The 15,330-nt window shown below is 71.7% G+C and carries 1 protein-coding gene; it reads right to left on the bottom strand.

Annotated elements, in window-relative coordinates:
• Positions 1 to 15,266, bottom strand: a 15,266-nt coding sequence (locus IE269_RS42365; RefSeq protein ID WP_318299704.1) for an SDR family NAD(P)-dependent oxidoreductase, incomplete at its 3' end; no start/stop codon positions are given.
• Positions 15,267 to 15,330 lie beyond the last annotated feature (64 nt).

Raw genomic sequence — 15,330 nt, forward strand, 5'->3', positions numbered from 1 at the left:
GAACCCAGCAACAACGGGAGTTCACGATCCCGCCCGTACGTCGCAAGCAACGCCTGCGCCTCGATCGGATCACCCAGCGTCGTCCCCGTACCGTGCGCCTCCACCACATCCACATCGGACGTCGACAACCCACCACTGGCCAGCGCCTGCCGGATCACCCGCTGCTGCGAAGGACCGTTCGGCGCCGTCAGACCATTGCTCGCACCATCCTGATTGACAGCGGAGCCACGCACGACCGCGAGCACCCGATGCCCATGACGCACCGCGTCCGACAACCGCTCCAGCACCACCATCCCCACGCCCTCGCCCCAGCCCACACCATCGGCGGCCTCGGCAAACGCCTTGCAGCGGCCGTCGGCCGCGAGGCCCCTCTGGCGGGAGAACTCGATGAACGTGGTCGGCGTCGACATCACCGTCACACCACCGGCAACCGCCAGCGAGCACTCGCCCGAACGCAGTGCCTGCGCCGCCAGGTGCATCGCCACCAGCGAAGACGAGCACGCCGTGTCCACCGTCACCGCAGGACCCTCAAGGCCCAACGCGTACGACACCCGCCCCGACGCGATACTGCCCGCACTGCCGGCGCCCTGCTGGCCCTCGAACTCCGGGCCACCCAGCAGACTCGCGTAATCGCTGTACATGACACCCGCGAAGACACCGGTCTGCGAACCCCGCAGCGACACCGGGTCGATGCTCGCCCGCTCGAACGCCTCCCACGTCGTCTCCAGCAGCAACCGCTGCTGCGCATCGGTCGCCAGCGCCTCACGCGGGCTCATCCCGAAGAAGTCCGGATCGAAGTACGCAGCGTCGGACAGGAAGCCGCCGGAGCAGGTGTAGCTGGTACCGAGGTGTTCCGGGTCCGGGTGGTGGAGCGATTCCACGTCCCAGCCGCGGTCGGCCGGGAAGTCCCCGACGGCGTCCACTCCGTCGGCGACCAGCTTCCACAGGCCCTCGGGCGAGGCCACGCCTCCCGGATAACGGCAGGCCATACCCACGATGACCACCGGATCGTCCGTGCCGGCCGCCGTCCGTGCGGACGGCAGTCGCTCGGCCACCGCCTCGTTGTCACCCAGCGGCTCGTCGAACAGCGCGTCGATCAGGAAGTCCACGAGCGCGTTCGCCGTCGGGTAGTCGAAGACCAGTGTCGCCGGGAGCCGCAGGCCGGTCGCCGCGTCGAGCCGGTTGCGCAGCTCGACCGCCATCAGGGAGTCGAAGCCCAGTTCCTGGAAGGCACGGGCAGCATCCACCTCCCCCACACCCACGTGTCCGAGTACGAGTGCGATCTGCGTCCGTACGGCGTCGAGCAGCGCCTCGCGGCGCGTCTGCGGGTCGAGGCCGGTCAGCCGTTCGGTGAGCCCGGTGTGCGCGCCGGTGGCTGTCGCCGCGCGACGGACGGGCTTGCGGATCAGGCCCCGCAGGAGCGGCGGAGCCTCGCCCCGGGTCCGTATCGCGGGCAGGTCCAGCCGGACAGGCAGGACCGCCGGCCGCCCGGCCGACAGCGCCGCGTCGAACAGGGCCAGCCCCTCCACGACGGACAGTGGCGGCATGCCCGCACGCGCCATGCGTTCCGTGTCCGCCACCGTGAGGGCGCCGGTCATTCCGCCGCCCGCGCCGGTCCACGGCCCCCAGGCCAGTGAGGTGCCGGGGAGCCCGAGGGCGTTCCGGTGCCGCGCGAGGGCGTCCAGGAAGGCGTTTCCGGCGGCGTAGTTGGCCTGCCCCGCGTTGCCGAAGGTGGCCGCCACGGAGGAGAACAGGACGAAGGCCGCGAGGTTCTGCCCCTCGGTCGCCTCGTGCAGGTTCCAGGCCGCGTCCACCTTGGGGCGCAGCACAGCGGCCAGCCGTTCTGCGGTGAGCGAGCCGAGCAGCGCGTCGTCGAGCACACCGGCGGTGTGGACGACGGCGTGCACGCGGTGGCGGGCCAGCAGCCCGTCCACAGCGGTCCGGTCGGTGAGGTCGCATGCTTCCACGACCGTGTGCGCACCCGCCGAGGCGAGTTCCGCGACGAGTTCCACGACGCCGTCCGCCTCGGCACCCCGGCGGCTGACGAGCAGCAGGCTGCGTACTCCGTGTTCGTCGACCAGGTGCCGGGCCACCGCCCGGCCCAGAGCGCCGGTACCACCGGTGATGAGCACCGGTCCTTCGCCCTGCCAGGCGGGGACGGAGCCGGCGGCGGGTTGCGCGACGCGGGCCAGCCTGGCCGTCAGCACCTGGCCGTCACGGACGAGCAACTGGGGTTCTCCCAGGAGCGTGAGGGCCTTCAGGACCTCGGGGTTGGGCTCCTCCCCGGCCACGTCCACCAGGACGAACCGGCCCGGGTGCTCCGACTGGGCGGAGCGCAGCAGACCCCAGGCGGCGGCAGCGGCCAGGTTCTCGCCGGAGGTCGCGCCGCGAGTCACGAAGAGCAGCGGGGAGTCCGTGGCGGACCGTTCCTCCTGTGCGCGCCGTACGAGTTCCAGTGCCCGCGCGGTCAGTGCGTGCACCGAGCCGACCACGTCGGCGGAGTCGGCCGCCACGTCCCACCGGACCAGTTCCACGTCCGGCGTCGCTGTCCCGGCGCCGGGGGCCTCGATCGGCGTCCACTCGACCGCGAAGAGCTGCTCGTGAGCGGCCGCACCGCTCTCGCCCCACTGCTGTGCGGAAACGGGTCGTACCGTGAGCGAGCGTACGGAGGCGACGGGCGCCCCGGTGCCGTCGGCGAGCGCCACGGCCAGCGAACCGTCGGTGCCCCTCGTCAGCCGGGCCCGCAGGGCGGAGGCGCCGAACGCGTACAGCGACACACCCGACCATGCGAACGGCACACCGCCGCCCGCTCCGTCACCTGCTCCCGCCGCCGCGGCATGCAGGCTCGCGTCGAACAGCGCCGGGTGGAGGCCGAACACCCCGCCGTCGACGTCCTCGGGCAGGGCCACTTCGGCGTACACCTCGTCACCGAGCAGCCAGGCTCCCCGCAGTCCCTGGAAGACGGGTCCGTACTCGAACCCGGTCTCGGCGAACCGCTCGTACACGCCCGATACGTCGAGTGCCTGGGCACCCGCGGGCGGCCAGACCGACGCGTCGAACGCGGGCTCCTCGACGGCGGACAGGGCGAGGAAGCCCTCGGCGTGCCGCGTCCACACGGTGTCGGAACCGTTGTCCGGGCGGGAGTGCACACTCACCGGCCGACGGCAGGAGTCGTCCGGCTCGCCCACCCAGACCTGCACCTGCACGCCGCCCTCGGCGGGCAGCACCAGCGGCGCGGCCAGCGTCAGTTCGTCCAGTGCCGCACAGCCGACCTCGTCACCGGCCCGGATCGCCAGTTCCACCAGTGCGGTGCCCGGGACCATTACCGCGCTCATGACCGTGTGGTCCGCGAGCCAGGGGTGTGACTGCACCGACAGCCGTCCGGTGAACAACTGACCAGCGCTTCCCGCCAGTTCGACCGTTCCGGTCAGCAGGGGGTGATCCGCGGCCTTGAGCCCGACGGACTCCGCGCTGCCCGCGTACGCCATGACCGCCGGCCAGAACCGCCGGTGCTGGAAGGGGTAGGTGGGCAGTTCGACGCGTCGCGCTCCGCAGTCCGCGTAGAAGGCGGGCCAATCGACCTGCACGCCGTGAGCGTGGAGTCGCGCCGTGGCCTCCCGTACCGCGGCCTCCTCGGAGGTGTTCCCGCGCAGTGCGGGGACAAGGGCGGCTCCGTCGGGGGCCGAATCCTGGGCCAGCGCGGTGAGAACACCGTCGGGGCCGATTTCCAGGAAGCGGGTCACGCCGAGGGCGCCGAGGGTCCGGATGCCGTCGGCGAAGCGGACCGCTTCGCGGACGTGGCGCACCCAGTACTCCGGGTCGCACAGCCGGTCCGCCTCGGCGAGGTCACCGGTCAGGTTGGACACGACGGGAAGCGAGGGCCTGGAGAAGGCGAGCCCGCCGAGCACCGCGCGGAAGTCGTCCAGCATCGGGTCCATCAGCGGGGAGTGGAACGCGTGCGAGACACGCAGACGGGTCGCCTTGCGGCCGAGACCCTCGAAGTGGGTTCGTATGGAATCCACCTGGTCCTCGGCGCCGGACACCACCACGGAGGACGGGCCGTTGACCGCCGCGATCGACACCAACTCATCGAGCAGGGGAACTACTTCGTCTTCCGTGGCCTGTACGGCGAGCATCGCACCGCCCCCGGGCAACGCCTGCATCAACCGACCCCGCGCCGCCACCAGCGCGCACGCGTCCGCCAGGGAGAAGACTCCGGCCACATGCGCGGCAGCCACCTCACCGATCGAGTGACCCGCCACGAAGTCCGGCCGCACACCCCACGATTCGACGAGACGGAACAGGGCCACCTCGACGGCGAACAACGCCGCCTGCGCGAACACGGTCTGATTCAGCGCCTCCGCGTCCTCACCCCACACCACCTCCCGCACCGGCAAATCCAGCTGCTCACACACCGCATCGAAGGCGGCCGCGAACACCGGGAAACGGGCGTACAACTCACGTCCCATACCCAGCCGTTGCGATCCCTGGCCCGAGAACAGGAATGCCAGCGGTGCGGCGGTCGCGGCGGCCGCGACCGCCTCCCCGCGCGCCATGGCCGCCAGACCGACCAGCAACTGGTCCCGGTCCGTCGCGGGCAGTACGGCGCGGTGGGCGAGTGCCGCCCGTGTCGTCGCAAGGGAGTGGCCGAGGTCGACAGGGCTCATCCACGCGGACTCCTTCACGAGCGCCAGCAGGCGTCCGGCCTGGGCTCGCAGGGCCTCCGGTGCCGCGGCGGTCACGACGAGCGCCGTGGAGGCCGCGGCCCGGGGCTCGCGCGCGGGTGGCTCGGAGGGGAGGGGCGTCGGAGGCTTCGGAGCCTCCTCGACGATCACGTGTGCGTTGGTGCCGCTGATCCCGAAGGACGAGATGCCCGCACGACGGGTACGCCGGCCCTCACCGGCCCACTCACGGGCCTCGGTGAGCAGCCGCACCTCTCCGGCGCTCCAGTCGACCTCGTGGCTCGGCTCGTCCACGTGCAGTGTCGCGGGCAGCTCCCGGTGGCGCATGGCCATGACCATCTTGATGATTCCGGCCACGCCGGCCGCTGCCTGCGCGTGCCCGATGTTCGACTTGACCGAGCCCAGCCACAGCGGCCGGTCCGCGGGGCGCCCCTGGCCGTATGTGGCCAGCAGTGCCTGTGCCTCGATCGGGTCACCGAGCGTCGTGCCGGTGCCGTGCGCCTCGACGGCGTCGATCTGGTCGGCGGCGAGTCGGGCATTCGCGAGTGCCTGCCGGATCACCCGGCGCTGCGAGGGGCCGTTCGGGGCGGTCAGACCGTTGGAGGCACCATCCTGATTGACGGCGGAACCGCGGATCACGGCGAGCACCTGGTGCCCGTTACGGACCGCGTCCGAGAGTCGCTCCACCGCGAGGAACCCCGCGCCTTCGGCGAATCCGGTTCCGTCGGCCGCCGAGGCGAACGACTTGCACCGGCCGTCGGAGGCGAGCCCGCCCTGCCGGCCGAACTCCGCGAACACACCCGGCGTCGCCATCACCGTGACACCGCCGGTGAGCGCCAGCGAGCACTCTCCCTGCCGCAGCGCCTGCACCGCGAGGTGCAGTGCGACGAGCGAGGACGAGCAGGCGGTGTCGACGGCGACCGCAGGGCCTTCGAGGCCGAGCTTGTAGGAGACCCGGCCCGAGACGACGCTGCCGTTTCCGTCACTGCCCGGGTAGTCGTGGTACATCACGCCGGCGAACACGCCGGTACGGCTGCCCCGGAGCGTCGTCGGGTCGATGCCCGCGCGCTCCAGCGCCTCCCAGGCCAGCTCCAGGGTGATCCGCTGCTGCGGGTCCATCGCGAGGGCCTCGCGCGGTGAGATCCCGAAGAAGGCCGGGTCGAAGTCGGCAGCCCCGTCGAGGAAGCCGCCGGTGCGCGTGTAGTACGCGTCCGGGCCGGTCGCGCGCGGGTCGAGCAGGGAGGACAGGTCCCAGCCCCGGTCGGTGGGAAACGCGGAGATCGCGTCGCCGCCGGAGGTGACGAGCCGCCACAGGTCCTCGGGGCTGTTCACGCCGCCGGGGTAGCGGCAGGCCATGCCGACGATCGCGATGGGCTCGTGCCGGTCGGCCGCGAGCCTGCGGTTGTCGGCGCGCAGCCGGGCGGTCTCGCGGCGGGCGGCAGCCAGCGCGTCACCGTCCGCGCACTGGTCCTGGTCCTGCGGCTCCTCCTCTGCCAGGAGGTCGGCGGGGGTGACCCGGACCTCCGCGAGTTCGAGGAGGCTCTCCATCAGGCCCGCGTCGCGCAGTCGGCTCGTCGGGATGGTCCGGAGCGCTTCGCGGAGCTCGTCCTCGCCCGCCGTCCCGCCGGCTTCGTTTCCGCCGAGGAGGGTGAGGAGGTGGTCGGTGACGGCCTCGGCGTTGGGGTGGTCGAAGGCGAGGGTGGCGGGCAGCCGCAGACCGGTGGCCCGGTTCAGCTGGTTGCGCAGTTCGGTCGCGGCGAGCGAGTCGAAACCGAGCTCCTTGAAGGCCCGGTCCGCACCGATCGCCTCGGCCGAGGCATGCCCGAGCACCGAAGCCACCTCACCCCTGACCAGCTGAAGCACCGTACGACGGCGCTCCCCCACCGACAGGCCCGACAACCGTTCGTGCAAGCTCGGCTCGGCCGACCCCGAACCGCTGCCGGCCGCCGCGGCCCGCCGTACGACGGGCACCAGACCCCGCAGCAGCGCGGGCACTTCGTCCGTGCGGCTGCGCAGGGCGGCCGTGTCGATCCGTACGGGAACGACGGCGGGGCACCCGGAGCACAAGGCGGCGTCGAAGAGTGTCAGGCCCGTTTCGAGGGTCATCGGCGGTACGCCCTGAGTGGCCATTCGCTTACGGTCCACGTCGCGCAGGTACGCGCCGAGCCCGCCGCCGACCTCCCACAGACCGAAGGCCATCGAGGTGGCGGGCAGCCCTTCGGCGGCACGCCGCACGGCCAGGGCGTCCAGAAAGACGTTCGCCGCCGCGTAGTTGCCCTGCCCGGCGGTCAGCACCAGACCACCCGCCGAGGAGAACAGCACGAACGCCGCCAGGTCCCACTCCCGCGTCAACTCGTGCAGATGCCAGGCCGCATCCACCTTCGGCGCGTACACCCTGTCCACCTGCTCGGGGGTGAGCGCGTCCATGACGGCGCTGTCGCCTATTCCGGCGGCGTGGAAGACGGCGGTCAGCGGACGTTCCGCAACGGTCTCGGCGAGCAGCCCCGCAAGTGCCTCCCGGTCCGACACGTCACACGCGGCGATACGCACCTCGGCGCCCAGAGCGACCAGCTCCGCCGCCAACTCCGGCGCACCAGGGGCCTCCAGACCCCTGCGACTGGTCAGCACCAGATGCCGCACCCCGTACTCCGACACCAGCCGACGGGCCACCACCGCACCCAGACCACCCGTACCACCCGTCACCAACACCGCACCCCCGGCATCGAACGGGGGGATCTCTTCCTCGGAGGAGTCGAGGCGCTTCAGACGCGGCACCCACACCTGACCGGCACGCACCGCCGACTCCGACTCACCGGCCGCCAGCGCCGGGGCAACGGAACCCAGATCCGCCCCGGGCTCCACATCGACCAGCACGAACCGGCCCGGATTCTCCGCCTGCGCCGCACGCACCAGGCCCCACACCGGAGCCTGCACCACGTCCAGCCCCGCACCCTCCGGCACGGCGACCGCACCACGCGTCACCACCACCAGACGCGACCCGGCGAACCGCTCCTCAGCCAGCCACGACCGCACCACCTCCAACACCCGCAACGACACCGCACGCACAGCACACGGAACATCCCCGTCAACACCGGCCACGGCACCACAGTCCAGCACGACCACACCCGGCACCGAACCCTCCGCAGGCACCTCCTCCCAACGCACCCACGGCACATCCCCGGCCACCGGAACCCCCGGCATCGCAGAGACCGCAGGAACCACCGACCAGTCGATCCCGTACAACGGACTCCCGGACCCGCCCAGTTGCTCGGCGGATACCGGCCTGCTGACCATGGAGCCGACCGAGAGCACCGGTGCTCCGGTGACGTCGGCGAGTGCCAGCGTCCAGCCCTCCTCGCCGATCCTGGCCAGCCGCACCCGCACCTCGGACGCCCCGACCGCGTGCAACGCCACGTCGGTCCAGACGAAGGGGATGGCCGTCTCGCCCGTACTCGTCAGGATCGCCGCGTGCATCGCCGCGTCCAAGAGGGCGGGGTGCAGGCCGAACCGGCCCGCCGCGTCCCGCTCCTCCTCCGGCAGCGCCACCTCGGCGAACAACTCCTCACCACGCCGCCACACCGCACGCAGCCCACGGAACACCGGACCGTAACCGAACCCGGCCCCGGCGAAGCCCTCGTAGGCGCCCTCGACGGACACCTCCTCGGCACCCGCCGGCGGCCATGTCACCGCGTCGAAACCGACCGCTGTACCCACGGCGTCCGCACTCAGCACACCACTGGCATGCCGCACCCAGACCCCGTCCTGCCCGTCGTCCGGCCGGGAGTGCACGGTGACCTGGCGGCGGCCGGTCCCGTCGGGCTCCGCGACCCACACCTGTACCTGTACGCCGCCCTGCTCGGGCAGCACCAGCGGTGCGGCGAGCGTCAGCTCCTCCACCGCCGCGCAACCCGCTTCCGACCCCGCCCGAAGGACGAGTTCGAGCAGACCGGTGCCGGGCACCAGGATCGTTCCCTTCACCGTGTGGTCCGCGAGCCACGGGTGCGTACGGACCGACAGGCGGCCCGTGAAGAGGTAGCCGTCGGCCGAGACGAGTTCCGTCGCGGTGCCCAGCAGCGGGTGGTCCGCCGCGACGACACCGACCGAGTCCAGGTCGGCGGTCGCCCGGGTGGCGTCGAGCCAGTACCGCTGACGCTGGAACGCGTACGTCGGCAGGTCGACCCGGACGCCGGCCGTGCCCTCGGCCGTACCACTGAAGAACTCCCGCCAGTCCACGGCGATCCCGGCGCAGTGCAGCGCACCGAGAGCCGCGACCAGGGTGGCGGTCTCACCCCGGCCCGCGCGCAGCAGCGGCAGGGCGGAGGCGGACGTGCCGTCCAGGCAGTCGCCCGCCATCCCCGCGAGCACCGCGTCGGGGCCCACCTCCAGGCAGCGGGTCACGCCCAGGTCGGCCAAGGTCCGGATGCCGTCGGCGAAGCGGACCGCGTCGCGGGCGTGACGCACCCAGTACTCGGGGGAGCACAGCCGCTCGGCCTCGGCAACCCCACCGGTCAGGTTGGAGACCACAGGAATGGACGGTGCGGCGAAGGAAAGTTCCAACACCACCGCACGGAAGTCGTCCAGCATCGGGTCCATCAGCGGGGAGTGGAACGCGTGCGAGACACGCAGACGGGTCGTCTTGCGGCCCAAGCCCTCGAAGTGAGTTCGTACGGACTCCACCTGGTCCACCGCGCCGGACACGACCACGGAGGCCGGACCGTTGACCGCGGCGACCGACACCAACTCGCCCAGCAGCGGCAGGACTTCATCTTCTGTGGCCTGAACGGCGAGCATCGCACCGCCCCCGGGCAACGCCTGCATCAACCGACCCCGCGCCGCCACCAGCGCGCACGCGTCCGCCAGGGAGAAGACTCCGGCCACATGCGCGGCAGCCACCTCACCGATCGAGTGACCCGCCACGAAGTCCGGCCGCACACCCCACGATTCGACGAGACGGAACAGGGCCACCTCGACGGCGAACAACGCCGCCTGCGCGAACACGGTCTGGTCCAGCGCCTCCGCGTCCTCACCCCACACCACCTCCCGCACCGGCACATCCAGCTGCTCACACACCGCATCGAACGCAGCCGCGAACACCGGGAAACGGGCGTACAACTCACGTCCCATACCCAACCGTTGCGACCCCTGCCCCGAGAACAGGAACGCGCTCGTTCCATTCCCACGGGCGGATGACCTGAGGACGCCGCCCGGCAGCTTGGGCTCTCCGTCCGCCAGCCCGCGCAGTCCGTCGAGCAGCTCCGCGCGTCCGGTACCGACGATCGCGGCCCGGTGCTCCAGCGCCGTCCGCGCGGTCGCCAGCGCGTCGGCCGTCGCCGCCAGGTTCAGGTCCGGCCGGGCATCGACGTACGTCAGCAGGCGGGCGGCCTGCGCCTGGAGGGCTTCCGGGGTCGCGGCGGACACCAGCCACGGCAGCACACCGGTCTCCGCTGCCGTCGCGCCTTCGGGCTCCGCCCCGGTGGTGGCGCCCGCCGCCGGGCCGGCCGCTTCCTCGGGGACCCGTGCCGAACCCTGCTCGGCCGCCTGCTCCAGAATCACGTGCGCGTTGGTGCCGCTGATGCCGAACGCCGAGACCCCCGCGCGGCGGGGGCGGCCGGTCTCCGGCCAGTGCACCGCTTCCCCGAGCAGCGCCACCGCACCCTCGGTCCAGTCCACGTGCGGCGAGGGCTCGTCCGCGTGGAGGGTACGCGGGAGCACGCCCTCCTGCATCGCCATGACCATCTTGATCACGCCCGCGACACCGGCCGCCGCCTGCGCGTGGCCGATGTTCGACTTGACGGAGCCGAGCAGGAACGGCTGGTTCTCCGGCCGGCCCTGCCCGTACGTCGCGAGGAGGGCCTGTGCCTCGATCGGGTCGCCGAGCGTCGTACCGGTGCCGTGCGCCTCCACTGCGTCGACCTCGGTGGCCGCGAGGGCTGCCGACGCCAGGGCCTGGCGGATGACCCGCTGCTGCGAGGGGCCGTTGGGGGCTGCGAACCCGTTGCTGGCGCCGTCCTGGTTGACGGCGGAGCCACGGATCACGGCCAGGACCTGGTGCCCGTTGCGCTGTGCGTCGGACAGTCGCTCGACGAGCAGCACACCGACGCCCTCGGACCAGCCGACCCCGTCCGCGCTGCTTCCGAACGCCTTGCAGCGGCCGTCGACGGACAGGCCTCGCTGACGGCTGAACTCGATGAACATGCCCGGCGTGGACATGACGGTCGCACCGCCGGCCAGGGCCAGGGAACACTCCCCCGCGCGCAGGGACTGCACCGCGAGATGCAGCGCCACCAGGGAGGAGGAGCACGCGGTGTCCACCGTGACGGCCGGACCCTCCAGCCCCAGCGTGTACGAGACCCGGCCGGACACGACGCTGCCGCCGCTGGTTCCGGAGGGGTTCGCACCGAGTGCGTAGTCGTGGTACATCACACCAGCGAAGACGCCCGTGCGGCTGCCCTTGAGGGTCGCGGGGTCGATACCGGCCCGCTCCAGAGCCTCCCACGAGGTTTCGAGCAGCAGCCGCTGCTGCGGGTCCATGTACAGGGCCTCGCGGGGCGGGATGCCGAAGAAACCCGGGTCGAAGTCCGCCGCCTCGTGCAGGAAACTGCCGCGGCGCGTGTAGCTCTTGCCCTCCTTGCCGGGCTCCGGGTCGTAAAGATCCTCGATGTTCCAGCCCCGGTCCGCGGGCAGGTCGGAGACGGTGTCCCCGCCGTTCATCAGCAGCTGCCACAGGTCCTCGGGCGAGGTCACCCCGCCCGGATAGCGGCAGGCCATGCCGACGATCGCGACCGGGTCGCCGTCGAGGGAGTGCTGCTGTTCGGTGCCTCGTACCGCCGCGTCCGAGGCGGCTTCGTCCGTGCCGAGAAGGGTGAGGAGGTGGTCGGTGACGGCCTCGGCGTTGGGGTGGTCGAAGGCGAGGGTGGCGGGCAGCCGCAGACCGGTGGCCCGGTTCAGCTGGTTGCGCAGTTCGGTCGCGGCGAGCGAGTCGAAACCGAGCTCCTTGAAGGCCCGGTCCGCACCGATCGCCTCGGCCGAGGCATGCCCGAGCACCGAAGCCACCTCACCCCTGACCAGCTGAAGCACCGTACGACGGCGTTCTCCCAACGACTGTCCGGACAAGCGCTGTTCCAGTGAGGAAGCCGTGGCGCCGCCGGCTCCGGCGGCCGCGCGCCGCGCCCGCCGCGGGGTGAGCCCGCGCAACAGGGCGGGTATCTCGTCGGTACGGGCGCGCAGGGCGGCCGGGTCGACCAACACGGGAACGACGGCGGGCCGGGGTGACCGCAAGGCCGAGTCGAAGAGTTCCAGGCCGGTTCCGGCCGACAGGACGGGCAGCCCCTGGGACGCCATCCGCTTGCGGTCCACGTCGGCGAGGAGCGCGCCCATTCCCGCTCCCGCGTCCCACAGACCAAAGGCCATCGAGGTGGCGGGCAGCCCTTCGGCGGCACGCCGCACGGCCAGGGCGTCCAGAAAGACGTTCGCCGCCGCGTAGTTGCCCTGCCCGGCGGTCAGCACCAGACCACCCGCCGAGGAGAACAGCACGAACGCCGCCAGGTCCCACTCCCGCGTCAACTCGTGCAGATGCCAGGCCGCATCCACCTTCGGCGCGAGCACGGCGTCGAAGGCGTCCTCGGTCAGGGCTCCGACGAGGGCGTTGCTGCTGATTCCGGCGGCGTGGAAGACGGCCGTCAGCGGACGTTCCGCAACGGTCTCGGCGAGCAGCCCCGCGAGAGCCTCCCGATCCGACACGTCACACGCGGCGATACGCACCTCGGCGCCGATCGCCATCAACTCCGCAGCCAACTCCGGTGAGCCGGGAGCCTCCAAGCCCCTGCGACTGGTCAGCACCAGATGCCGCACCCCGTACTCCGACACCAGCCGACGGGCCACCACCGCACCCAGACCACCCGTACCACCCGTCACCAACACCGCACCCCCGGCATCGAATGCGGGCACCCGCTCAGCGGCCGTCTCAAGCCGGACCAGACGGGGCGCCCACACCTGCCCCTCACGCACCGCGCACTCCGGCTCCCCGGTCCGCAAGGCGGGAGCTACGGCGTCCACAGACGCCCCGGTCTCCACGTCCACCAACGCGAACCGACCCGGGTTCTCCGCCTCCGCCGCACGCACCAGGCCCCACACCGGAGCCTGCACCACATCCAGCCCCGCACCCTCCGGCACGGCGACCGCACCACGCGTCACGACCACCAGACGCGACCCGGCGAACCGCTCCTCAGCCAGCCACGACCGCACCACCTCCAGCACCCGATACGACACCGCACGCACCCCGGACACCACGTCCGACGACACCTCAGCGCCACAGTCCAGCACCACCACACCCGGCACCGAACCCTCCGCAGGCACCTCCTCCCAACGCACCCACGGCACACCCGCGCCAGCGGAATCCGTCGGAACCACCGACCACTCGATCCCGAACAACGGGCTTGCTGCAGAACTGAGTTGTTTCTCAGAAACCAACCGGCTGAGCATCGAGCCCACGGACAGCACGGGCTGTCCGGCCATGTCGGCCATCTGGAGGGACAGACCTTCGTCACCGACCCGGGTCAGCCGCACCCGGACCTCGGACGCGCCGACCGCGTGCAACACGACGTCGTTCCAGACGAACGGGACGACCGTGTCGTCGTTGGCGCCCTCCAGCAGACCCGCGTGCAGAGAGGCATCGAGCAGCGCGGGGTGCAGGCCGAACCGGCCCGCCGCCTCCCGCTCCTCCTCCGGCAGCGCCACCTCGGCGAACAACTCCTCACCACGCCGCCACACCGCACGCAGCCCACGGAACACCGGACCGTAACCGAACCCGGCCTGCGCGAACCGCTCGTAGGCGCCGTCCACCGACATCTCCTCGGCACCCGCCGGCGGCCACGTCGTCGCGTCGAATCCGACCGCTGTGCCCACGGCGTCCGCACTCAGCACACCACTGGCATGCCGCACCCAGACCCCGTCGCCGGCCCCTTCGGTGCACGAGTACACGCCGACCATGCGCCGGCCGCTCTCCTCGGCCGCCGAGAGCCGTACCTGAAGCTGTACGCCGCCCTGCTCGGGCAGCACCAACGGCGCCGCGAGCGCCAACTCCTCCACCACTGCGCAACCCACCTCGGCCCCCGCCCGCAGGACGAGTTCGAGCAGACCGGTGCCGGGCACCAGCACAACTCCCTTGACGGTGTGATCCACCAGCCAAGGATGCGTCTGCTGCGAGAGACGTCCGGTCAGCACGACCCCGTCCTCGTCGGCCAGGCTCACCAACGCGCTCAGCATCGGGTGCTCCGCCGCGCCGAGTCCCGCGAACCGTACGTCACCCTCGCGCAGCACCACCCCTGCGGGCCAGTACCGCTGCCGCTGGAAGGCGTAGGTGGGCAGCTCGACCCGGCGGGCGCCGGTCCCGGTGAACAGGGCGTCCCAGTCAGCGGTCACGCCGTGGACGTACAGCTCGGCCAGAGCTCGTACAGCCGTCTCCTCCTCGTCGCGGCCCTTGCGCAGGGCGGGGACGAACAGGGCGTCGGGCGCGGCGGACTCCTGGCCCATGACCGAGAGCACGCTGTCGGGTCCAAGCTCCAGGTAGTGGGTAACGCCTGCGTCGGTGAGTGTGCGGATGTCGTCGGCGAAGCGCACGGTGTCTCGGACGTGGTTCACCCAGTACTCGGGGTCGCACACCGACTCGGTGCCCGCGACCAGCTGGATGGTGGGTGTGGTGAAGGCCAGCCCGGACACGACAGCACGGAAGTCGTCCAGCATCGGGTCCATCAGCGGCGAATGGAACGCGTGCGAGACACGGAGGCGGGTCGTTCTGCGGCCCAGGTCCTCGAAGTGGGTTCGTACGGACTCCACCTGGTCCGCCGCGCCGGACACGACCACGGAGGTCGGGCCGTTGACCGCGGCGACCGACACCAACTCGCCCAGCAGCGGCAGGACTTCAGCCTCCGTCGCCTGTACGGCAAGCATCGCGCCACCCTCGGACAACGCCTGCATCAACTGGCCGCGTGCAGCGACCAGCGTGCACGCATCCGCCAGGGACAGCACCCCGGCCACATGGGCCGCAGCTACCTCGCCGATCGAGTGACCGGCGACGAAGTCGGGCTTCACGCCCCACGACTCGACGAGACGGAACAACGCCACCTCGACGGCAAAGAGGCCCGCTTGCGCGAACATCGTCTGATTCAGCGCATCCGCATCCTCACCCCACACCACCTCACGCACCGGAACATCCAGTTCCGCACACACCGCATCGAAAGCCGCCGCGAACACCGGGAAACGGGCATACAACTCACGCCCCATCCCGAGTCGTTGAGACCCCTGACCGGTGAACAGGAACGCCGTCTTCCCGGTACGCGCCTGCCCCTCGACGACCTGCTCACCGTTCAGCACCACAGCCCGATGCGCAAAGACGGACCGGCTCAGCGTGGACAGGCCCACGTCCACCGACCGCAGCCCCGACTCCTCCACAAACGCACGCAGCCGTACGACCTGGTCCCGAAGCGCCTGCTCCGTCTTGCCCGAGACGAGCCACGGCACCACACCCCCCGGAGCCACATCCACCACCGGCACCACATCAGCCACCGCGAACTGCTCCAGCACCACATGCGCATTCGTCCCACTGATACCGAACGACGACACACCCGCCCGCCGCACCCGACCCGACTCC

This window comes from Streptomyces spiroverticillatus (genome assembly GCA_014650415.1).
In the GTDB taxonomy this organism is placed as follows: domain Bacteria; phylum Actinomycetota; class Actinomycetes; order Streptomycetales; family Streptomycetaceae; genus Streptomyces; species Streptomyces spiroverticillatus.